A 13,222-nucleotide genomic window follows, 5' to 3' on the forward strand; every position below is an offset into this window, starting at 1 on the left:
CTCGCGCTGCCGGCCGAAGACCGTGACCAGCTCGTGGCCGGTGAACGCCTCCTCGATCTGGCCGTTCAGCTCGCCGGTGTGCTCCCACTGGGCGAGGCGATCGTCGAGGCCGCCCTCGACCTGCTCGCCGACGGCAGCACGATCGAGGCGATCTCGATCGAGGCGATCGCCGCCCGCGCCGGGGTCGGCAAGGCCACCATCTACCGCCGCTGGCCGGGCAAGGACGCGCTGCTGCGCGACGCCCTGCGTACGCTCAAGGGCACCCCGCCGGAGCCCGCCGGCCACTCGGTCCGCGACGACCTGATCCTGCTGGTCGGCGCGGTCGGCAACCACATCGACCCGCGGGCGGCGCGGATCATGCCCTGCCTGGTCCCGGAGGTCAACCGCAGCCCCGAGCAGTACCAGCTCTACCAGAACATCATCGAGCCGCGGCGGGAGATGATGCGCGAGGTGCTGCGGCGCGGGATGCGCTCCGGCGAGCTGCGCGCGGATCTCGACGTCGAGGTGGTCATGGCGATGCTGACCGGCCCGATGCTGGTGCAGCGCGTCATGCGCTGGCACCCCGACCTCGACGAGGCGACCCTGCCGCAGCGCATCGTCGACGGCGTCCTGGACGGCATCCGCGCCCGCTGACGGCCCCGCCTCGCCTGGCGGCGGCCCCGGCGGCCGGACGCCTGTCGGTCGTGCTGCGGCCAGGTCCGTCGGCGCCCGGGTGCGCGGGCCGTCAGGCGGCGGGCGTACGCAGGCGGTGCAGGCGCAGGGCCAGCTGCACCTCCAGCGCCCGCTCCGGCTTCTGCCAGTCCGCGCCGAGCAGCTGCCCGACCCGTTCCAGCCGCTGGGTGACCGTGTTGACGTGCACGTGCAGCAGCTCGGCGGCCCGGGCGAGGCTGCCGCCCACCCCGAAGTACGCCTCCAGGGTCCGCACCAGCGCGGTGCCCCGCCGGGCGTCGTAGTCGACGACGGGCCCGACGGTGGCGGTCAGGAACCGGTTGACGTCCTTGTCGCCCCCGTCGCCGACCGCGCCCAGCAGCAGCCCGACGAAGCCCAGCTCGGCCGTGCTCGCCCCCTGCCCCGAGCGGCCCAGCGCACCCAGGGCGGTCAGGCACCGCTCCGCCTCGGCGAACGTCGCGGCCAGCGACGCCGGTCCCGTCGACGGGCCGCTCGACCCGGCGGTCACCGGCCGGCCGGTCACCCGGGACAGGTCCCGGGCCACCGCCCGGGCGCTGCCGCCCGCGTCCTGCCCGGGCAGCATCAGCACCACCCGCCCGTCGCGGGCGGCGGCCAGCCCGCCCCGGGTCGAGGCGTACGTGGTGGCCCAGGAGAGCACCCGCTGCCGGGCCGAGCCGGTGGCGGCGATGGCGTCGTCGCCGACCGCCACGAGCACGTGGGGGGCGTCCAGGTCCACCCCGAGCCGGCGGGCCCGGCTGCGCAGCGCGTCGGTGTCCCGCAGCGGCCGGGCGATCAGGTCGTCGAGCAGCTCGCCCCGGACCCGCCCCTCCGCCTCGGCGACGGTACGCCGGAACAGCAGCAGCAGCGCCGTCACCAGCGACGCCCGCTCCAGGATGCGCTGGTCGGCGTCGACCAGCTCGTCGTCGGGGCGCAGCACCAGCGCGCCCATGTTCTCCGCCCCGGCCACCACGGCGGCGTACCAGAGCCGGCCCCGGCGCACGCTGCGGCCCTCCGTACGCGACGCGGCCACCGCCTCCACCATGTCCGCCCGGTCCGGCTCCTCGATCTCGCCGACCCGGGCCAGCAGCCGGCCCTCCGCGTCGAGCGCCAGCAGCGCCCCGCCGAGCACGTCGGTGACCGCCGCGGCGACGTCCTCCACGCCGCCCCCGCGCAGTACCAGCGCGGTCATCCGGTCGTGCGCCGCGGCGGCCCGCTCCACGGAGCTGCTGTGCGCCCGGATGGTGGTGTTGGCCGCCGACAGCTCCTCCAGCGCGGCCTGCGTCTCCGCGAGCAGCCGCGCGGTGTCGATCGCCACCGCCGCGTGCGCGGCGAGGGAGACCAGCAGCGCCACCTCCTCGCGGACGAACGGCCGGGCCGAGCGGTTGGCCGCGTAGAGCACCCCGATCGAGGTCGAGCCGAGCCGCAGCGGCACCCCGAGGATGGCCACGAGGCCCTCCTCGCCCACGCCGGCGTCGATCTCGCCGGTGTGGTGGAAGCGGTCGTCCTCCGGGTAGTTCGCGGTGACGTACGGGGCGCCGGACTGGGCCACCAGGCCGCCCAGGCCCGCGCCCATCGGCAGCCGCAGCTGCTGGAAGCGGGCGGAGACCGAGCCGTCGGTCACCCGCATGTACGTGTCGCCGCGCTCCTCGTCGTCGAGCGTCATGTAGGCCACGTCCGCGCCGAGCAGGTTGCGCGCCCGGTGCACGATCGCGCGCAGCACGTCGTCCAGGTCGCGCAGCCCGGCCAGGTCGCTGACCGTGTCGTACAGCCCGGAGAGCTCGACCTCCCGGCGGCGGCGGCGTTCCAGCAGCGCGCGGACCCGCAGCGCCACCGTCTTGGCCTGCTCCAGCTCGGCGAGCCGCGCGGGCGACAGCCCGGCGGCGCGCGCGGCGATGAGCGGCCCCTCGAACTCCACCGCGGCGGCCTCGCGGGCGAGCAGCTCCAGGAACTCCACCGGTGACGACATGACCGACATTGTGCGGCTTGCCACTAGTTCGCCGTCCAGCCCCCGTCGAGCGCGATGGACGCGCCCGTGATGAACGCCGCCGGCGGCGAGCAGAGGTACGCCACGAGTTCGGACACCTCCTCCGGCTCGATCAGCCGCTTGATCGCCGCCCGCGCCAACATGATCTTCTCGACCACCTCGCTCTCGGGGATGCCGTGGCTGGCGGCCTGGTCGGCGATCTGGCTCTCCACCAGCGCGGTGCGCACGTACGCCGGGTTGATGCAGTTGGCGGTCACGCCGTGCGGGGCGCCCTCCAGCGCGACCACCTTCGACAGCCCCTCCAGCGCGTGCTTGGCGGAGACGTACGCCGACTTGTACGGCGAGGCGCGCAACCCGTGCACCGAGGAGATGTTCACGATCCGCCCCCAGCCCCTGGCGTACATGTGCGGTAGCGCCCGACGGATGATCAGGAACGGCGCCTCCACCATCACCCGGTGCAGGTGGGCGAAGCGCTCCGCGGAGAACTCCTGCACCGGCGCCACGTGCTGCAGGCCCGCGTTGTTCACCACGATGTCCACGTCGGCGTCGAGGCGGTCCACCGCGTCCGGGTCGGCCAGGTCCACGCCCTCGGCCCGCCCGCCGGCCTCCGCCGCCACCGCCTTGGCCGCCTCGATGTTGCGGTCCACCACCAGGACCTCCGCGCCGGCGGCGCCCAGCCGCAGGGCGCAGGCCCGGCCGATGCCGCTCCCGCCCCCGGTCACCAGGGCGGTACGACCAGCGAGGTCGACGTGTACGACGTGGGGGACCGCCACGGGTTCTGCCGTCATGGCGCATGAAGTTACGAGCTGTGTGTCCGGGCGCACATGGGCCGGCGACACATACTCACCGCCCGGCATGTGTGGCCGCCCCGCGCCCCGCGCGGCGTGTCGGCGCGCCCGGCGTGTCCCCGGCGGCGGGGTGTCGCCCGGCTCGGTAGGGTGTCGAACACACGTACTGCTGGCGGCTGGGGTCTCGCTGGCGGCTGGGGGAGGAGGCGGCGTGCGGGTGCTGGGCGTCGACCCGGGGCTGACCCGGTGCGGGGTCGGCGTGGTCGAGGGTGTGCCGGGGCGCCCCTGCACGCTGATCGCCTACTACGTCGTCCACACCGATCCGGACGACGACCTGGCGCTGCGCCTGCTGCACCTGGACCGTTCGCTCACCGACCTGGTCGCCGAGCACCGGCCCGACAGCGTCGCCGTCGAGCGGGTCTTCAGCCAGCACAACGTCCGCACCGTGATGGGCACCGCCCAGGCCAGCGGGATCGCCGTGCTCGCCGGCGCCCGCGCCGGGCTGCCCGTGCAGACCTACACGCCCAGCGAGGTGAAGGCCGCCGTGACCGGTTCCGGCCAGGCCGACAAGGCGCAGATGACCGCCATGGTCACCCGGCTGCTGCGGCTGGCCGAGCCGCCGAGGCCGGCGGACGCCGCCGACGCCCTGGCCCTGGCCATCTGTCACGTGTGGCGCGGCGGGACGCGCTCCAAGCTGGCCGCCGCGGCCGACCGGGTACGACGAGGAGGAGCCAGATGATCGCCAGCGTGCGCGGGGTGGTGACCGCGACCGGTCCGGATCACGCCGTGGTGGAGGTCGGCGGGGTGGGCCTGGCGGTGCAGTGCGCTCCGGGCACCCTCGCCGACCTGCGCATCGGCCAGCCCGCCCGGCTGGCCACCAGCCTGGTCGTCCGCGAGGATTCGCTCACCCTCTACGGCTTCGCCGACGACGACGCCAAGCAGCTGTTCGAGCTGCTCCAGACCGCCAGCGGTGTCGGCCCCCGGCTGGCCCAGGCCGTCCTCGCCGTGCACACCCCCGACGCGGTGCGCAAGGCGATCGCCAACGCCGACACCGCCGCGCTGACCCGGGTGCCCGGCATCGGCAAGAAGGGCGCGGAGCGCCTGGTCCTGGAGCTGCGCGACCGCGTCGGCCCGGTGCCGGTCGGCGCCGACGGCGCGGCCGGGGTCACCGGCGGGGCCTGGCCGGAGCAGGTCCGCCAGGCGCTGGTCGGGCTCGGTTGGACGGCCGGGCAGGCCGACCAGGCGGTGGCCGCCGTCGCGGAGACCATCGACGGTGACGTGCCGCCGGTGCCGGTCCTGCTCAAGCAGGCCATCCGGTTGCTGGGCCGCACCCGGTGACGGGGCCCGACGGCGGGCTGGTCTCCGCGTACGTGCACGACGCCGACCTCGACGCGGAGGCCACGGTCCGGCCGAAGCGGCTGGAGGAGTTCATCGCCCAGCACCGGGTCCGCGACCAGCTCGACCTGCTGCTGCAGGGCGCGATGCGGCGCGGCTCCCCGCCCGACCACATCCTCCTCTCGGGGCCGCCCGGCTTGGGTAAGACCACCCTGGCCAACATCGTCGCCGCCGAGCTGGGCTCGGGCATCCGGGTGACCAGCGGCCCGGCGATCGAGCGCTCGGGCGACCTGGCGGCGATCCTGACCAGTCTCGCCGAGGGCGACGTGCTCTTCATCGACGAGATCCACCGGATCGCCAAGCCGGCCGAGGAGTTGCTCTACAGCGCGATGGAGGACTTCCGGGTCGACGTGATCGTCGGCAAGGGTCCGGGCGCGACGGCGATCCCGCTGGACGTCGAACCGTTCACCCTGGTCGGCGCGACCACCCGCTCCGGCCTGCTCACCGGGCCGATGCGCGACCGGTTCGGCTTCGTCGCGCACCTCGACTTCTATTCGCCGGCCGACCTGGAGGTGCTGCTGCGCCGCTCGGCCCGGATCCTCGGCGTGCCGATCACCGACGACGGCGCCGCCGAGGTCGCCGGCCGCTCCCGGGGCACGCCCCGGATCGCCAACCGCCTGCTGCGCCGGGTCCGCGACTTCGCCGAGGTCCGGGCCGACGGCGTGGTCACCCTGGAGACCGCCCGGGCCGCCCTCAAGGTGTACGACGTCGACGCGCTGGGCCTCGACCGGCTGGACCGGGCGGTGCTGACCGCGCTCGTCGACTCGTTCCGGGGCGGGCCGGTCGGCCTGTCCACGCTGGCCGTGGCGGTGGGTGAGCAGCCGGACACGGTGGAGGAGGTCTGCGAGCCGTTCCTGGTCCGGGCCGGCCTGCTGGCCCGTACGCCGCGCGGCCGGGTCGCCACGGAGGCCGCCTGGCGGCATCTGGGCCGTACGCCGCCGAATGGTATATTTGGCACGAATGCTCCTGCGGTGCCCGATCTGTTCTCGACGGATGTCGATCAGCCGTGATGTGAACGTGATCTGTGCCGCATTCGGCGTTCCCAGGTGCAGGGATTAGACTCGCGCCGGTCTGTACAGGACGTGAGAATCCGCTTCCGCTCCGGCGCGCCCGCGCCGGGCTGGGGGCCAATGGGAAGGTCTTTCACCGTGCTTTACGCAGCAGAGGGCGGCGGGGGTGCCGGCAGCCTGACGCCGATCCTCATGATCGCTCTGCTCTTCGGCGTCATGTACTTCATGATGATCCGCCCGCAGCAGAAGCGCCGCCGTGAGGCGGAGTCCATGCAGTCCGCCCTCTCGCCCGGCGACGAGGTGGTCACCATCGGTGGCCTCTACGGCACGGTCACCGGCGTGGACGACGACACCGTCCTGCTCGAGGTCGCGCCCGGTGTGCAGACCCGCTACGCCCGTCCGGCCATCGCCCGGGTCGTCAGCCAGGCGGAGCGCCCCGCCGACGAGCCGGTCGTCGAGGACGCGGACGTCGTCAAGGAATGACTGTCGCTCCCGCCCCGCGCGGAGTGGTCGTCGCCGGACTCCGGTGACGACTTTCCCCGACGGGGCAGCGGAGGCGACGTGAAAACTGGATAGTTGGGCCCGACGCCGGAAGCCGGCTCGTCCCGTTCCGCCCGGCGCCCCCACGCCGAGCCCGGAGCCGGATGCCGGCCTCCGACGCCGGCCCGTCGGACCCGCCGGCCGGACCGGCCGACACCCGCCGCACCAGCGGCGCGACCGTACAGGGAGACAGGACAGCCGTGGCACCACCTCAGGGACAGATGCGCCCCGGACGGCAACTGGCCGTGCTCGGGCTCATCTTCGTCGTCCTCTATCTTTTGGTGTTCTTCGCGGGCGGCGCCAGCGGCGGGTGGAAGGACCGGCTCGAGCCCAAGCTCGGCCTGGACCTCGTCGGCGGCACCCGGCTGACGCTGGAGGCGACCAACAGCATCGGCGGCCAAGCCCCGACGGCGGAGAACCTCGAAGAGGCCCGCCAGATCATCGAGAGCCGGGTCAACGCCTTCGGCGTCGCCGAGGCCGAGGTGGTCACCGAGGGCAACCGCAACATCGTGATCTCCCTGCCTGGCGAGAACCGCGACCTGACCGAGGTGGGCGACGCCGCCGAGCTGCGCTTCCGCAAGGTGCTCAAGGCCGCCGACGGCAGCGGCGCGGCCACCGCCCCGCCGCCCGCCGCCACCCCGGCCCCGTCGGGCAGCGCGGCCCCGGCCCCGTCGGGCAGCGCGAAGCCCTCGGGCAGCGCCGCCCCGTCGGGCAGCGCCGCGCCGAAGGCGACCGCGTCGCCCAGCGGCGGTCAGGGCGGCATGGCCCCGGCCCCGAGCGCCAGCGCGTCGGCCGCACCGAGCGCCACGCCCTCGGCCGCCGCCCCGGCGCCGAGCACCAGCGGCGAGCCCGTGCCGCAGAGCGTCGAGGAGCAGCGCAAGGCCGTCGAGCAGAAGGTCGGCGCCGCCGCCTGGGCGGCCGCGAGCGGTCTCCAGGCCCCGGCCGACCTGGCCGCCGACCCGTCGCTGGCGGAGAAGCTCAAGCCGTTCGCGGCTCTCGACCCGCGCGAGGTCGCGGTGCTGCCGGCGGCGGTGCAGTTCAACGTGCCGCAGATCAGCTGCGCCCAGCTCGACAAGCGCCCGCCGGCGTCGATCTCGGCCGCCGACCAGCAGGCGGTGGCCTGCGAGGACGGCGTGGCGAAGTACCTGCTCGACCAGGCGAAGGTGCTGGGCACCGACGTCAAGGGCGCCAGCGCGGTGCTGGACCAGACCAGCCAGTGGGTGGTGAGCCTCGACTTCACGGGCGACGGCCAGACCAAGTGGACCAACCTGACCCGCGAGGCGTTCAACAACGAGGGACAGGCCTGCGACGCCACCGCCCTCGGCCAGGACGGCAAGTGCCGTGTCGCCGTCGTGCTCGACAACGAGATCGTCTCCTCGCCCGAGATCCAGGGCGTGCTGACGGGCAACTCGCAGATCACCGGCAACTTCAACCAGAAGGACGCCAGCGCCCTGGCCGGCCAGCTGCGCTACGGCGCGCTGCCGGTGACCTTCGAGGCGCAGGAGCAGCAGAACGTCACCGCCACCCTGGGTGCCAGCCACCTGCGGGCGGGTCTGCTCGCGGCGGGCATCGGCATGCTGCTGGTCATCGTCTACTCGTTCTTCTACTACCGCCTGCTCGGCTCGGTCATCTTCCTGAGCCTGGTTCTCTCGGCGCTGCTGGTCTTCGGCGCGCTGGTGGTGCTGGGCCGGCAGATCGGCTTCACCCTCACCCTCGCCGGCATCGCCGGCATGATCGTGTCACTGGGTGTGGCGGCGGACTCGTTCGTCATCTACTTCGAGCGGCTCAAGGACGAGATCCGCGAGGGGCGCAGCCCGCGCAGCGCGGTGCCACGCGCCTGGATCCGGGCCCGCCGCACGATCATCTCGGCCAACGCGATCACGCTGATGTCGGCGGTGGTGCTCTACGTGGTCTCGGTCGGCACGGTGAAGGGCTTCGCGTTCGCCCTCGGCCTGGCCACGGTGCTGGACCTCGTCGTGGTGTTCCTCTTCCGGCACCCGATCATGACGATGTTCGCCCGCACCTCCGCGTTCCTGTCCCCGCGGGTCAGCGGCCTCGGCCGGGCGCTCCCGCCCCGGACGGCCGAGCCGGCCAAGCCCCGCAACCCGCGCGTGAAGGAGGCCTGAGATGGCAAAGAGTGGTCTCGCGAGCCGCCTCTACCGTGGCGAGGCCGGCCTCGACATCATCGGTCGGCGCAAGCTCTGGTTCGGCGTCGCGCTCGCGCTGATCCTGCTGTCGCTGCTCAGCTTCGGGCTGCGCGGCTTCAGCCTCGGCATCGAGTTCGCCGGCGGCAACTCGTTCCAGATCCCGGCCAGCGTCGGCACGCTGGATCAGACCGAGTTGAAGGTCCAGGAGGCCCTCGACACGGCCGCCGACGGCGCCGAGGTGGTCACCACGCAGAAGGTCGGCGGCACCGGCGGCGACTTCTACGAGGTGCGCACCAGCCAGCTCGACACCGAGCAGTCCAACGCCGTCAAGGACGAGATCGCCCGGGAGTTCGGCATCGACGCCGCCGCCATCAGCGGCAACCAGGTCAGCGAGGCGTGGGGCAGCCAGGTCACCTCCCGGGCGCTGCTCGGTCTGGTCATCTTCATCGCGGTGGTGATGGTCTACCTGATCCTGCGCTTCGAGTGGCGGATGGCGGTCGCGGCCGTCGCCTCGCTGATCATGAACCTGGTCCTCACCGCCGGCATCTACTCGCTTGTCGGCTTCGAGGTCACCCCGTCGACGGTCATCGGCTTCCTCACGATCCTGGGCTTCGCGCTCTACGACGTGGTGGTGGTCTTCGACAAGGTGCAGGAGAACACCCGCGGCATCACCGCCAACAACAACCAGACGTACGGCGAGGCCGCCAACCTGGCGATCAACCAGAGCCTCATGCGGTCGCTGAACACGTCGGTGGTCGCGCTGCTGCCGGTCGGCGGTCTGCTCTTCATCGGTGCCGGCCTGCTCGGCGCGGGCACTCTGAAGGACCTGGGCCTGGTGCTCTTCGTCGGTATGGCGGTGGCGTTCCTGACCTCGATCCTGCTGGCCACGCCGCTGCTGGTGCTGCTCAAGAACTACGATCCGCGCATCCAGGCGCACAACAAGCGGGTAATGGCCCGCCGGGGCGCGATCGCCCGGGGCGAGGTCACCGGCAAGGGCACCGCCCCGCGTACCGACGAGTCCGACGACGAGCCGGTCGACCCGGAGTCGGCCGCGCTGGCCGGCGCGGCGCCGCGGGTGGGCGCCCGACCGGCCGGGAAGCGCCCGACCGGCGCCCGGAGCGGCCGACCCGCCGGCGGCGGTGGCAACCGGCCGGGTGGCGGCAAGCGGCGCTGAGCCGGGCCGGGCAGACCCGGTAGGAACCGATCCGACGGCGTCCTTCATGCTGTGCGAGCAGCATGCAGGACGCCGTCGTCGTGAAGGGGAGCGGAACTGCCGTGACGGAGACCCACAGCACCGGGGTACGGGGAGACAGCGGCCCGGCCACCGCCGCGCTGGTCGCCAGCCGGGTGCTCGACGTGCCCGACTTCCCGAAGCCCGGCGTCATGTTCAAGGACCTGATGCCGCTGTTCGCCGACGGCGACACGTTCCGTCAGGTGATCGACGGGATCGTCGCGTACCACGGGCGGGAGTCGTTCGACGCCGTCGTCGGCATCGAGGCGCGCGGGTTCGTGGTCGCTGCCGCCATCGCGTACGCGACCGGGGTCGGCGTCGTGCCGGTGCGCAAGGCCGGCAAGCTGCCCCGTCCGGCCTACTCGGCCTCCTACGCCCTGGAGTACGGCGAGGCCACGCTGGAGGTGCACGAGGACGCCTTCACGGCCGGGCACCGGGTGCTGGTGGTGGACGACGTTCTTGCCACGGGCGGCACCGCCGAGGCGACGCTGGACCTGGTGGAGCGGGCCGGCGGGACCGTGGCAGGCTTCACCGTCCTGCTGGAGCTCGCCTTCCTCGGCGGCCGGGAGCGGCTGGCCCCGCGCCCGGTGCATGCCCTGTTGACCGTTTGACCCCGCCGACCGTCGGGCGGACCCGGTGCGGACCGTCCGGCGGAGCGGCGGGGCACCGTGCGTGCGGGTAGCATTGCCCTTTGCTGACCGGGCGGGACCCGTCCGGGCGGCGCGAGACCAGGCCGGCCGGCGCACGGTCGGTGACTTCCCGGCGAGCGGTGAGGAGGCCGGTGTCCCACGATGTCGCCCCTCCGGTGGAGGGCACGGTGTACCCGACAGGCGACGCGGACGGCTCGGCGACCGCACCCAACGGTGACGCGCAGGCCCCGGAGGCGGGCCCTGGCGTGACCGTCCCGGCCGAGCCCGTACGCCCCGACACGCCGACGGCCACGGCCGGCGGCGCGGGCGCGGCGGCCGAGGGGGTCCTGCTTCCGTTCCCCGCCGACGTCGTCGGCGACCACATGCCGAGCGCCGGTTTCGCGCTCTCCACCGCGCCCACCGGCCGCAGGGTCCGGGCGCGGCTGGCGCGGTTCAACGCGCCGTGGCAGTCCTCGCAGGTCAGCGAGGTGCTGGAGCCGCTGATCTCGACCCACCGGGACGCCCATCCCAAGGCGGACGCGCGGCTGCTCCAGCGCGCCTTCGACACGGCGGCCCGCTGGCACTCCGGGCAGTACCGCAAGTCCGGCGACCCCTACATCACCCACCCGCTCGCGGTCGCCACGATCCTGGCCAACCTGGGCATGGACACCACCACCCTGGTCGCCGCGCTCCTGCACGACACGATCGAGGACACGGAATACACCCTCGACCAGATGCGGGCCGACTTCGGCGGCGAGGTGGCGCTGCTGGTCGACGGGGTGACCAAGCTCGACAAGGTCAAGCTGGGCGACGCGGCCAAGGCCGAGACGATCCGCAAGATGGTCGTCGCGATGGCCAAGGACCCGCGGGTGCTGGTGATCAAGCTGGCCGACCGGCTGCACAACATGCGTACCCTCACCTTCCTGCCCCGCCCGAAGCAGGAGCAGAAGGCGAAGGAGACGCTGGAGATCCTGGCCCCGCTGGCCCACCGGCTGGGTATGAACACGATCAAGTGGGAGCTGGAGGATCTCGCCTTCGGCACGCTCTTCCCGAAGCGCTACGAGGAGATCAACCGGCTGATCGGCGAGCACCAGCCGCAGCGGGAGGCGCTGCTGCGCCAGGTGACGCAGAAGGTGCAGACCGACCTGAAGGCCGCCAAGATCAAGGCGGAGACCACCGGGCGGCCGAAGCACCTCTACTCGATCTACCAGAAGATGATCGTGCGGGGTCGCGACTTCAACGACATCTACGACCTGGTCGGGGTGCGGATCCTGGTCGACACGGTGCGGGACTGCTACGCGGCGCTGGGCGTGATCCACGCCAACTGGCAGCCGGTGCCGGGCCGGTTCAAGGACTACATCGCGATGCCCAAGTTCAACATGTACCAGTCGTTGCACACGACGGTCATCGGGCCCACCGGCAAGCCGGTGGAGATGCAGATCCGCACGTACGCGATGCACCGCACCGCCGAGTTCGGCATCGCCGCGCACTGGAAGTACAAGGAGCACAAGGGCACCCAGATCGTCGGCCCGCCCGCGCACATCGACGAGATGACGTGGCTGCGCCAACTGCTGGACTGGCAGCGGGAGGCGGCCGACCCGAGCGAGTTCCTCGACGCGCTGCGTTTCGACCTGTCCAGCCAGGAGGTGTACGTCTTCACCCCGAAGGGTGACGTCATCCCGCTGCCGACCGGTTCGACGCCTGTGGACTTCGCGTACGCGGTGCACACCGAGGTCGGGCACAAGTGCATCGGGGCGCGGGTCAACGGCAAGCTGGTGCCGCTCGAATCGACGCTGTCCAACGGCGACGTGATCGAGATCTTCACGTCGAAGTCCGACACGGCCGGCCCGACGCAGGACTGGCTGGGCTTCGTCAAGAGCCCGCGGGCGCGCACGAAGATCCGGCAGTACTTCAACAAGGAGCGGCGCGAGGAGGCGATCGAGGCCGGCAAGGACGCGATCGTCAAGGCGATGCGCAAGCAGGGCATGCCGTTGCAGCGGATGCTCACCTCCGACGCGCTGATGGCGATCGCCCGGGACCTGCACCTGGCCGACGTGGCCTCCCTCTACGCGGCGGTCGGCGACAGCCAGGTCTCCGCCCAGTCGGTGGTGCAGAAGCTGATGGCCGCGTACGGCGGCGAGGAGGGCGCGGCGGAGGACATCGCCGAGACCGCCGTCGCCACCCGTCCGCCCCGCAGCCGGCAGAGCAGCGCCGACCCGGGCGTGGTGGTACGCGGGGTCAGCGACGTGTGGATCAAGCTGGCGCGCTGCTGCACGCCGGTGCCGCCGGACTCGGTCTTCGGCTTCGTCACCCGCTCCGGCGGCGTGAGCGTGCACCGCGACGACTGCGCCAACGCCGAGGACCTGCGGGCACAGGCCGAGCGGGTGGTCGAGGTGAGCTGGAAGCTCACCTCGGCGTCGACGTTCCTGGTCGCCATCCAGGTCGAGGCGCTGGACCGGCACAAGCTGCTCGCCGACGTGACCCGGGTGCTCTCCGAGGAGCGGGTGAACATCCTCTCCGCCACGGTCACCACCACCCGCGACCGGGTGGCGGTGAGCCGATTCAGCTTCGAGATGGCGGACCCGAAGCACCTGGGCCACCTGCTGGCGGCGGTCCGCAAGGTGGACGGCGTCTTCGACGCCTACCGCGTCACCTCCGGCGCCTGACCCCGCCGACCCCTGGCACACCAGCGCCCCGGCCCGGCACCGACCGAGCCGGGGCGCGGGTGTGCGGGTGGAACGGACGAGCCGAACTCGCACATCGCGTTCCCCATCGTGCTCGCCGCGATCTCCTACGTGATGTACCTCTACATCGGCGCCCGCAAGCACG

11 protein-coding genes and 1 pseudogene are annotated in these 13,222 nt (G+C 73.0%); 10 read left to right on the top strand and 2 right to left on the bottom strand.

The genetic code is table 11. From position 1 onward, the window contains the following. The first annotated feature begins 6 nt into the window (after window positions 1–6). Window positions 7–633 carry a TetR/AcrR family transcriptional regulator gene (locus AB0B83_RS28710; RefSeq protein WP_357580790.1) on the top strand — a complete coding sequence of 209 codons (627 nt, stop codon included), beginning with the start codon at window positions 7–9 and terminating at the stop codon, window positions 631–633. A 91-nt stretch (window positions 634–724) separates the two neighbouring features. Here AB0B83_RS28710 and AB0B83_RS28715 read toward each other — a convergent pair whose 3' ends face one another. Both AB0B83_RS28715 and AB0B83_RS28720 read right to left on the bottom strand, forming a co-directional pair. Next, a complete protein-coding gene (locus tag AB0B83_RS28715; RefSeq protein WP_357580785.1) occupies window positions 725–2,644 on the bottom strand; it encodes a helix-turn-helix domain-containing protein in 1,920 nt (639 codons plus the stop codon). A 14-nt stretch (window positions 2,645–2,658) separates the two neighbouring features. Next, window positions 2,659–3,441 carry a 3-hydroxybutyrate dehydrogenase gene (locus AB0B83_RS28720; protein WP_311413841.1) on the bottom strand — a complete coding sequence of 261 codons (783 nt, stop codon included), beginning with the start codon at window positions 3,439–3,441 and terminating at the stop codon, window positions 2,659–2,661. Window positions 3,442–3,652: 211 nt separating this feature from the next. Here AB0B83_RS28720 and ruvC point away from each other — a divergent pair, with 211 nt between their 5' ends. From ruvC to AB0B83_RS28765, 9 genes and pseudogenes are all read left to right on the top strand, one after another. Beyond that, window positions 3,653–4,180, top strand: coding sequence for a crossover junction endodeoxyribonuclease RuvC (ruvC, locus tag AB0B83_RS28725; protein ID WP_132240119.1), 528 nt, complete (start codon window positions 3,653–3,655; stop codon window positions 4,178–4,180). Continuing rightward, entirely contained in the window at window positions 4,177–4,779 is a 603-nt protein-coding gene (gene ruvA, locus AB0B83_RS28730) for a Holliday junction branch migration protein RuvA (RefSeq protein WP_151456909.1), read from the top strand. Before ruvC ends, ruvA begins: the two co-directional genes overlap by 4 nt. Then, window positions 4,776–5,846 carry a Holliday junction branch migration DNA helicase RuvB gene (gene ruvB / locus AB0B83_RS28735; protein WP_357580786.1) on the top strand — a complete coding sequence of 357 codons (1,071 nt, stop codon included), beginning with the start codon at window positions 4,776–4,778 and terminating at the stop codon, window positions 5,844–5,846. Before ruvA ends, ruvB begins: the two co-directional genes overlap by 4 nt. 138 nt (window positions 5,847–5,984) lie before the next feature. Beyond that, window positions 5,985–6,329, top strand: coding sequence for a preprotein translocase subunit YajC (gene yajC / locus AB0B83_RS28740; protein ID WP_311413839.1), 345 nt, complete (start codon window positions 5,985–5,987; stop codon window positions 6,327–6,329). Between the two features lie 257 nt (window positions 6,330–6,586). Further along, window positions 6,587–8,512, top strand: coding sequence for a protein translocase subunit SecD (gene secD, locus AB0B83_RS28745; protein ID WP_357580787.1), 1,926 nt, complete (start codon window positions 6,587–6,589; stop codon window positions 8,510–8,512). A gap of 1 nt (window position 8,513) precedes the next feature. Continuing rightward, window positions 8,514–9,707, top strand: a complete 1,194-nt coding sequence (secF, locus tag AB0B83_RS28750; protein WP_357580788.1) for a protein translocase subunit SecF — start codon at window positions 8,514–8,516, stop codon at window positions 9,705–9,707. Between the two features lie 101 nt (window positions 9,708–9,808). Next, the gene (locus AB0B83_RS28755) at window positions 9,809–10,375 is read left to right on the top strand and encodes an adenine phosphoribosyltransferase (RefSeq protein WP_357580789.1); all 567 of its coding nucleotides are present in this window, start codon (window positions 9,809–9,811) and stop codon (window positions 10,373–10,375) included. 194 nt (window positions 10,376–10,569) lie between these two features. Beyond that, window positions 10,570–13,059, top strand: coding sequence for a bifunctional (p)ppGpp synthetase/guanosine-3',5'-bis(diphosphate) 3'-pyrophosphohydrolase (locus AB0B83_RS28760; protein WP_357580791.1), 2,490 nt, complete (start codon window positions 10,570–10,572; stop codon window positions 13,057–13,059). Between the two features lie 81 nt (window positions 13,060–13,140). Further along, window positions 13,141–13,222 (top strand): annotated as a pseudogene (locus AB0B83_RS28765) (F0F1 ATP synthase subunit A); the annotation flags it as partial.

Origin of the sequence: Micromonospora sp. NPDC049060 (assembly GCF_040649055.1) — a bacterium.
Lineage (GTDB): Bacteria > Actinomycetota > Actinomycetes > Mycobacteriales > Micromonosporaceae > Micromonospora > Micromonospora reichwaldensis.